The sequence below is a fragment of the Marinobacter sp. genome (genome assembly GCF_035268745.1).
GTDB lineage: Bacteria > Pseudomonadota > Gammaproteobacteria > Pseudomonadales > Oleiphilaceae > Marinobacter.
The window spans coordinates 1-8,069 of the sequence record NZ_DATFKH010000195.1 but is presented as its reverse complement, the minus strand read 5'-3'; the positions used below and the strand labels follow the sequence as shown (position 1 = coordinate 8,069).

Below are 8,069 nucleotides of genomic sequence, written 5' to 3'. Positions count from 1 at the left end.
GCTCCCGGAGGGCTTGTCGCTCGGGCCTCTGGACCTGTGTTGCCAGCCCTTGATGTGGAACCACCACACCTGCGCACTGGCGCCTTGGCCAGAGGCCCGAGCGGCAAGCAGTAGGTCAACGCATTAACCAGACGGGACACTGCGCGTCATTCCCATCGCCTGGGCGGCAAGGCGGTGCTTGACAGGGCCAAGCCGGTCGAACCAGCGCAGGCCGGTATTGCGCAGCCAGCGCACCGGCAATTCGTCACGGCCGAATAACTGCTTGAACCCTTCCATGGCGGCCATCATCGCCAGATTCTCACCTTTGCGGCGGCGCTGATACCGGGCCAGCATCGCGGCATCCGCCGGGCTGAGCCCCGCTGACCTTGAACGGTAAAGCTCTTGCAGCAGAACCCCGACATCGGCGTACCCCAGGTTCGCGCCCTGCCCCGCCAGCGGATGAATACTGTGGGCAGCATCGCCGACCAGGGCCAGACCCTCTGCCACATAGTCCTTGGCATGGCGCTGCCGCAGCGGAAAGGCAAACCGTGCGGAAACGGCTTCCACCGTTCCCAGCTCACGCTCAATGGCGCGTTCCAGCTCAGCGGCAAAAGTGGCGTCGTCCAGGGCCATCAGGCGCCGCGCTTCCACTGTATCCTGGGACCAGACGATTGAGCAGAAATGGCTGTCGCCCTGCTCGTTCAGCAATGGCAGGAAAGCCAGTGGCCCGGTCCGGGAAAATCGTTGCCAGGCAGTGGAGCGGTGGCTCTGGCCGGTTTTTACCGTGCACACAATGGCCTGCTGGTCATAATCCCACTCCCGCGTTGGCAGCCCCGCCCACTGTCGCAGGCGGGAGTTGGCTCCGTCGGCCGCAATCACCAGGGTCGCGGCCAGTGAGCGGCCATCGTCGAGGCGGATACCTTGCAGACTGGCGTCCTGCCACCAGCCCGAGACCTTGACGCCGTCGATCAGGCCAACAGGGCTGTCGAGAATTTCCTGAAACAGCGCCCTGACCACAACCCGGTTCTCGACAATCGTGCCCAGGGACTGTGCCTGCAGTTCGGCTGCCTCAAACTGAATCCGGCCGGTGCCGTCACCGTCCCAGACTGTCATGTTCTGGTAGGGGCAATGGCGGCCGCCCCGTACCCGCTCCCAGACCCCAAGCTGGTCCAGCAGCTGCTGGCTTGCCAGCGACAGCGCGCTGACCCGCGGCTCGAAATCACCAACCGCAGTGGCTGGCTGAATATCTGCAACCAGTGCATCCCGGGGCAGGCCTTCCACCAGTCCCACTTGCCAACCCTGCCGGGAAAGCCCCAGCGCTGCGGCCGAACCGATCAGGCCGCCGCCGACGACAAGGATGTCAAAATCGGCCGATCTCGCTGGGGCTTGCACCGGGCCCCCGGGTGAATTCTTCATGGCTTGTTTCCTGCCGGCTCCCGCTGCCCGCTGGTCGCAGGCGAAATACCCGGGCGACGTCCGCCCAGCCCCATGGCCTTGCGCCCGAACCAGCGTTTTGCGCCCGGCAGCAGATCCAGGCCGGTCAGGCCTATATCCCGGGCTGCGGCAGCTACAGGCATCGACTGGCCGAAAATTTCAATCAGCGAATCCGAGAACTGTACCGTCTGTTTCCAGTCCTGCCGATGGTGGGCCTGATACCGGTTCAGCACCGCCAGGCTGCCCAGCGGCTGGCCTTGCGAGGCGGCCCGCTGTAGCTGTTCTACCAGCGCCATCAGGCCACGCAACGCCAGGTTGAAACCCTGCCCGGCTACCGGGTGCAGGGTGTGCGCGGCATTACCTACCAGTACAACCCCGGGCCGGACGGACTCATCCACGGTCTGCAGCGTCAGTGGGTAGTGACTGCATTCGCCAATGTGAATAAAACGCCCCAGGCGCCATCCGAACCGTGCCTGCAAACGCCGGCATTTTTCTGCGTCGTTCCGGGCAAGAAGGTCATCCAGGGTTTCACTGTCCAACGTCCAGACCAGCGCTGAGGTACTCTCCCCCTGACCCGTCGGGCCATGGGGCAAGAGCGCCATGGGCCCGGCGTCGGTAAAGCGCTCGTAGGCCGTATTGTCATGATGTTTCGAGGTGGATACATTGGCAATCAGCGCATGCTGGCCGTAAGCCTGCTGATTCACCCGGAACCCGAGTTTTTCCCGCAGGCCGGAACGCCCGCCATCGGCGATCACCAGGCACTGTGCCGTCAACGCCTCGCTACCACCGTCTTCACCGTCGCCCCTGCCCTCACCAACAAAGACCCTGACGCCATCCTGGCGTGGTTCCATGCCGGTTACCGCTGCTGGAGCCCGCCAGCTCACGCCGGTTTCCAGCAGCTCCCTGACCAGGCACAGGCCCATCCAGCGATTGTCCGCGACATAGCCCAGAGCCTCCTGCTGGTGATCGCTGGCGTGCAGACGGGTGGCGCCAAAATGACCGCGATCAGAAACGTGAATATGGCGGATGGGTGTGGCGTGCTCCGCCAGCCGCGACCACAGGCCAAGCTGATCAAAAATCAGCCGGGAGCCCCAGGCCAGCGCGGTAGAACGGGCATCGTAACTGGGCTGATAGCAATCCGGCAGTGCTTGCGCCGACAGCGGAAATGACTCCACTACGGTGACCCGCAGTTCGGGCACGCAGCGGGCCAGGGCCAGGGCCAGGGTGGCGCCGGCAAGGCCGCCCCCGGCAATCACGATGTCCGTGTCATGGTTACTCGACATAAGCTTCCCGTCAGTCCGCCATCAGTGCTTCAATATCCGCTATCGTCTTGGGCGCTGCCTCGCTCAATACCCGGCAACCCTCTCTGGTGACGACCACATCGTCTTCAATCCGGATGCCAATGCCCCGCCACCTGGCATCCACGTCGGTATTGTCCGGCGCGATATAGAGGCCGGGCTCAACGGTTAGCGCCATTCCCGGTTCAAGCTGGCGCCAGGCATCGCCAACCTTGTAGTCGCCCACATCGTGGACATCCATCCCCAGCCAGTGGCCGGTCCGGTGCATAAAGAACGGGCGGTAGGCCTGCTGCTCAAGCGCCTGTTCCAGGGTCCCGCTCAGCAGGCCCAGATCAATCAGCCCCTGGGTCAGCACTCGCAGCGCTGCCTGATGCGGATGATCCCAGTGGTTGTCCGGGTGAACCGCCTCAATTGCTGCATACTGGGCGGCAAGCACCACTTCATAAATCGCTTTCTGCTCCGGACTGAACCGGCCATTGACCGGGAAGGTCCGGGTGATATCGGAGGCATAGCATTCGTATTCGCACCCGGCATCGATCAACACCAGGTCGCCGTCTTTCAGCGCGGCGCTGTTCTCGATGTAGTGCAGAATACAGCCGTTTGCGCCACTGCCGACAATTGACGGATAGGCTGTCGAGCGGGCACCGTTTGCCATGAAGGTATGGATCAGCTCGGCCTCCAGGTTGTATTCAAAGCCGCCCTTGCGGGCCCGCTGCATGGCACGTTTATGGGCTTCAGAACTTATCTGCCCGGCTTTTGCCATCACCCTGATTTCGGCGGCACTCTTGTACAGCCGCAGGTCGTGAAGCAGGTGCTCCAGCGCCACAAATTCACCCGGCGGATGGGCCCCGGCGCGCACCTTGCTGCGGATCTGCTTGACCCAGTCCATCACCCGCGCATCAAACTCGTGGTCCTTGCCCAGCGGATAATAGACCCGGCTGCGGCCTTCAATCATGCCCGGCAGAATGTCGTCGATATCGCCGACCGGGAAGGCATCGTCCAGGCCGTAGGTATCAATCGCCCCTTCCTGGCCGGCAAAAAAACCGTCCCAAAGCTCCTTTTCCGGATTGCGCTCGCGGCAGAACAGCACGGACTCGCCGTGTTCGCGGCCGGGAATCAGTACCAGAACTGCCTCGGGCTCACCAAAACCGGTCAGGTACTGAAAGTCACTGTCCTGGCGGAACGGATACAGCACATCCCGGTTGCGCACCCGCTCTGGCGCCGCTGGCACAATGGCGATGCTGTCGGGGGTCATGCGCTCCATCAACCGGCGTCTGCGGTCGGCGAATTCCTTGACGGGTATCATTGCGGCCATAATGTCTCTCACATCTCGTCCTGTTCAACAAAGCGTCAGTGCCCGGTCAGCGCGGGCCGAAGGCCGGGCTAATGCAGGGTGGGTCCGGCCTGCTTCGGCCTTTCGGGCGGATTGAATTCGGTAAATACAGATAACGCTCCCAGGCGCACATATTCGATGATTTCCATCAGTTGCTGCTCGCTCTCATCGTCCTGTTCTTCTTCATCAGATAACTGACTGATGGCCACCATGTCTTCGATCAGCTCCCGGATTTCATCCGGCGCCTGGCCCAGCGACTGGCCGGCGGACAGTGCCATACCCTCCAGAAAGCCCCGGACCCAGGCAATCAGTGCCTCCAGACGCTGCTCAATGGCGTAATCGTCATCCGGCAACAGCGGTCTGAAACTCATGTCGGCCGCTTCGAGCTGCCCCAGCGTCCGATCATAGGCAGCCGACATGAAGTGATGCAGGGTTGCTGAATCCTCCGCACCGGTGGCGGGCAGGCCCATGTGCTCGCAGACTATCGCAAGCCAGTCACTTTCCTGCATACGTGCGCCCGCAGCAAGACGACCACAAAGTGTGCCATGGAGCTCCGAGGGGTGACTGAATGCCTGATGTGCGGCGAAAATATTGGCCCATTGCTCAAAGGCGGATTCCTGTGAGCTGGAAAGGTCAGTTTCGGACATGAAACGGGACATTCCTGTATCGGTGAATAAACGTCTATCCTAGCATCCAGCCCTGCTGAAGGCACTTGCCTGTTGATTTCATCGGGCGGATGAGTACATTATGTTATAACGTATCAAAAAGAGAGTATCAGCCCATGCCCAGCCACCAGAAAACCATCACCCGGGCTCATCCCGACCGGCCTTCAGCGTCGCCATTTCCGGGCTGGGTGCTGGCACCCTGCCTGCTCGCGCCGCTTGCCTTCGCAGCCGACAATCCCGGTGCCCACGAACATGGCCAGGCCCGGTTACAGATGGCCCTGGAGAACGACCGGATAGAACTGATGCTTACCTCGCCCGCCTACAACCTGGTCGGTTTTGAGTACAAGGCACGCACGGAGGCAGAGAAAAAACAACTGGCGGACACCAGTCAGTGGCTCAAAACCACACCGCTGATCAATACCGGAGCGGGAACCTGCTCGGTCACCAGCGCAACTGTCAGCCTCGGTGGAGACCAGGAGCACCATCATCATGACGATCATGACGGGCATCACCATGATCATAGCCATGACCAACATTCCGGGGATAAGACGACGCACCGGGATTACGAGGTGACCCAGCAATTGTCCTGTGCGGGAATCGGCCCCGACCAGACCCTTACAACACCGCTTCCCGAGCGCTTCCCGGAGCTCGAAACACTGACCATTGAATGGGTAGGACCGAACGGCCAGGGCAGCACTGTGGTGACCTCTGAGTCCCGGAATTTCAACCTGAGCCGTTAACACTCGCCGGGTCCGGTGCCGCGACCGTCAGTTGCCCCGGTGATCATTCCTCGTAGGGTGTGACGTCTGCGGCAACGATGGAATAGGACGAGGAGGCAATATCGTTTTCAGTCCGGTGTATTTCCAGGGTGCCTTCGATCCAGACCGGGTCATAAAGCGCCTCGATCTTGAATCCTTTGTTGTACTTGACGTGGATAATCTGGTTGGGCGGTGGTGGCGGGACATGGATACAGGCGCCGTAGTAAGGCACCAGAAAGAACTCGAGGATGCGCATGTCATCTGTGGTTTTCAGCGGTACCACAAACCCGGGAATACGACCGGTCCTGCCGCCCATCTCGGGCACGACCCGACCGGTCATGATCTCATCAGGCAGCGTCACCGGGCCATCGCCCTGGTGGTCCACTTCGGGCATGTTCTCGAGCAGGTAGAGATCTTCTTCCGGCATCAGGTCCAGCCAGTCGATTTCCTCGGCATCACTGGCATGGGCAACACCCGGGACGGCAGAAGCAATAACCAGGATGAAGGTAAAAACCAGGGAAAAAGATCGCATCGGGGACTCGCTTTGCTGCAACATAAACCATTGGATTCGGACCATAGACTGACACTATACCAGCATTCTGATGATAAACCGGATAACAGACACCCGCTATGACCAGCAAGACAGACCCGACGGCCGATGGTTCCCGGACCATCGGCAATACCCTTGAAATCACCGACCTGTCATTTCGATGGGACGGGCACCACCAGCCACTGGCCTATCCGGAGGTACGCCTCCCTGCCGGCGAGCACCTGTTCCTGCAGGGCCCCAGCGGCAGCGGCAAAAGCACGCTGATGAGCCTGATTGGCGGCCTCATTGTTCCTGCCGCCGGCTCGGTCCGGGTACTGGGCACGGAACTTCCGGCCCTGACCGGCGGCCAGCGGGACAGGTTCCGGGCAGATCACATGGGCGTTATTTTCCAGCAGTTCAACCTGGTGCCTTACCTGACCCCCCTCGACAATGTAATCTTGCCCTGCCGCCTCTCGCCCGGGCGTCGTTCCCGCGCATTACCGACGCCGACAGAGGAAGCCGGCTTCCTGCTGGACGCTCTGGGTATTCCCCGGGACCACTGGCGACGCCCCATCACCCGCCTGAGTGTGGGCCAGCAGCAACGCGTGGCTGCCGCCCGGGCGTTAACCGGCACGCCGGAGCTGATTCTCGCCGACGAACCCACCTCGGCGCTGGACAGCGCAAACCGTGACCGGTTTATCGAGCTGCTGCTGCAACTGGCCGCGAAACAGCAATCCTCGGTGGTATTCGTCAGTCACGATCAAAGCCTTGCCGCACGGTTTGACCACCGGATCGCTCTGGAGGCAGCCCGATGAATCTGCGCCTGGTTTTTTCCCTGGCCATGGCCAGTCTGTGGCACCGGCGCAATGTGCTGGCACTGGTCACCGTGACCCTGGTACTGAGCATCACCCTGCTGCTCGGCATCCAGTACCTCCGCACCGAAGTGAAGCAGTCCTTTACCAGTACCATTTCCGGCACCGACCTGATTGTCGGCGCCCGCAGCGGCCAGTTAAACCTGCTGATGTATACGGTGTTTCATATCGGTAACGCCACCAACAACATTCGCTGGCAAACCTACCAGCAGTTGCAGGAGGACCCGCGCATCGGCTGGATTGTTCCCATATCCCTCGGCGACAGCTACCGGGGTCACCGCGTGGTGGGCACCAGCAGGCAATTCCCGGATTTTTTCCGCTATGGCCAGGGCCAGGCACCTGAACTCAGCGATGGCGCCTGGTTTGATGATATTTTTGAAGTGGTTCTGGGCGCAGAGGTAGCCCGCACTCATCAGCATCAGGTTGGCGCCAACATTACCCTGTCCCACGGGGGCGGCCGCACCAGTTTCTCAAACCACAAAGACATGCCTTTCAGAGTGTCAGGCGTACTTTCTCCCACGGGCACACCGGTTGACCAGGCAGTGTATGTAAGCCTGGAAGGCCTGGAGGCCATTCACATCGGCTGGGAGTCCGGGGTGGCCATACCCGGCCGCACAGTCACTCCCGCGCAGGCCCGGCAGCGGGACCTGACCCCAGGGACGATAACGGCCGCCCTGCTGGGGGTAGACCGCCAGATCCTCACCTTCCAGATCCAGCGGGACATTAACCAGTATGCCGGTGAGCCACTGTCGGCGATACTTCCGGGCGTTGCACTCAGCGAACTGTGGCGGATCATGGGGCAGTTTGAAACGGCCCTGCTGGGCATTACCGGCTTTGTGGTGGTCACCAGCCTGATCGGGCTGGCCGCCGTGCTATTGACGTTGCAGGTGCAGCGCCGGCAGGAGGTTGCCATTCTGAGGGCGGTCGGAGCCTCACCCCTGCTGATCGCGTTGCTTTACGTCATCGAATGCCTGGTACTGGCACTGATAGCCTGCGTGATTGCCCTCGGTGCCGGAGCCGCGGCCATTACCGGACTGGGTCCGTGGCTCCTGGAAACCTGGGGGATACAGATCAGCCTGCGGCCGTTAACAGGTACCGAATGGCTGATGATTGCAGCCGTTCCGGTCGCTGCCATGCTGGTCAGCCTGATTCCCGCCCTGCGGGCCTGGCAGGACAGCCGCAGACAGGGGCTCAGCCACGC

General features: G+C 61.5%; 8 protein-coding genes. 3 read left to right on the top strand and 5 right to left on the bottom strand.

Going from position 1 to position 8,069, the window contains the following annotated elements:
- Nucleotides 1–123: 123 nt before the first annotated feature.
- The 4 genes from VJ956_RS13370 to VJ956_RS13355 form a co-directional block, all read right to left on the bottom strand.
- Entirely contained in the window at nucleotides 124–1,395 is a 1,272-nt protein-coding gene (locus VJ956_RS13370) for an FAD-dependent monooxygenase (RefSeq protein ID WP_324085537.1), read from the bottom strand.
- Entirely contained in the window at nucleotides 1,392–2,696 is a 1,305-nt protein-coding gene (gene ubiH / locus VJ956_RS13365; protein ID WP_324085536.1) for a 2-octaprenyl-6-methoxyphenyl hydroxylase, read from the bottom strand. Before ubiH ends, VJ956_RS13370 begins: the two co-directional genes overlap by 4 nt.
- Before the next feature lie 10 nt (nucleotides 2,697–2,706).
- Nucleotides 2,707–4,026, bottom strand: a complete 1,320-nt coding sequence (gene pepP / locus VJ956_RS13360) for a Xaa-Pro aminopeptidase (protein WP_324085538.1) — start codon at nucleotides 4,024–4,026, stop codon at nucleotides 2,707–2,709.
- Between the two features lie 68 nt (nucleotides 4,027–4,094).
- Nucleotides 4,095–4,691, bottom strand: a complete 597-nt coding sequence (locus VJ956_RS13355) for a UPF0149 family protein (protein WP_324085535.1) — start codon at nucleotides 4,689–4,691, stop codon at nucleotides 4,095–4,097.
- Nucleotides 4,692–4,825: 134 nt separating this feature from the next.
- Between VJ956_RS13355 and VJ956_RS13350 the strand changes: the two genes are divergently transcribed.
- A complete protein-coding gene (locus VJ956_RS13350; protein WP_324085534.1) occupies nucleotides 4,826–5,449 on the top strand; it encodes a ZrgA family zinc uptake protein in 624 nt (207 codons plus the stop codon).
- 43 nt (nucleotides 5,450–5,492) lie between these two features.
- Here the strand turns inward: VJ956_RS13350 and VJ956_RS13345 are convergent, their stop codons facing one another.
- The gene (locus VJ956_RS13345) at nucleotides 5,493–5,999 is read right to left on the bottom strand and encodes a DUF3299 domain-containing protein (protein ID WP_324085533.1); all 507 of its coding nucleotides are present in this window, start codon (nucleotides 5,997–5,999) and stop codon (nucleotides 5,493–5,495) included.
- 98 nt (nucleotides 6,000–6,097) lie between these two features.
- Between VJ956_RS13345 and VJ956_RS13340 the strand changes: the two genes are divergently transcribed.
- Together VJ956_RS13340 and VJ956_RS13335 are read left to right on the top strand one after the other, a co-directional pair.
- A complete protein-coding gene (locus tag VJ956_RS13340) occupies nucleotides 6,098–6,811 on the top strand; it encodes an ABC transporter ATP-binding protein (RefSeq protein WP_324085532.1) in 714 nt (237 codons plus the stop codon).
- Nucleotides 6,808–8,069 (top strand): ABC transporter permease (locus VJ956_RS13335; protein WP_324085531.1); only part of this gene is annotated, 1,262 nt, incomplete at its 3' end. The genes VJ956_RS13340 and VJ956_RS13335, both read left to right, overlap by 4 nt.

What these genes read in the sequence shown, in the direction of transcription:
- VJ956_RS13345 (WP_324085533.1), bottom strand. Translation starts at nt 5,999, where the DNA reads ATGCGATCTTTTTCCCTGGTTTTTACCTTCATCCTGGTTATTGCTTCT.
- ubiH (WP_324085536.1), bottom strand. Translation starts at nt 2,696, where the DNA reads ATGTCGAGTAACCATGACACGGACATCGTGATTGCCGGGGGCGGCCTT.
- VJ956_RS13355 (WP_324085535.1), bottom strand. Translation starts at nt 4,691, where the DNA reads ATGTCCGAAACTGACCTTTCCAGCTCACAGGAATCCGCCTTTGAGCAA.
- VJ956_RS13370 (WP_324085537.1), bottom strand. Translation starts at nt 1,395, where the DNA reads ATGAAGAATTCACCCGGGGGCCCGGTGCAAGCCCCAGCGAGATCGGCC.
- pepP (WP_324085538.1), bottom strand. Translation starts at nt 4,026, where the DNA reads ATGGCCGCAATGATACCCGTCAAGGAATTCGCCGACCGCAGACGCCGG.
- VJ956_RS13340 (WP_324085532.1), top strand. Translation starts at nt 6,098, where the DNA reads ATGACCAGCAAGACAGACCCGACGGCCGATGGTTCCCGGACCATCGGC.
- VJ956_RS13350 (WP_324085534.1), top strand. Translation starts at nt 4,826, where the DNA reads ATGCCCAGCCACCAGAAAACCATCACCCGGGCTCATCCCGACCGGCCT.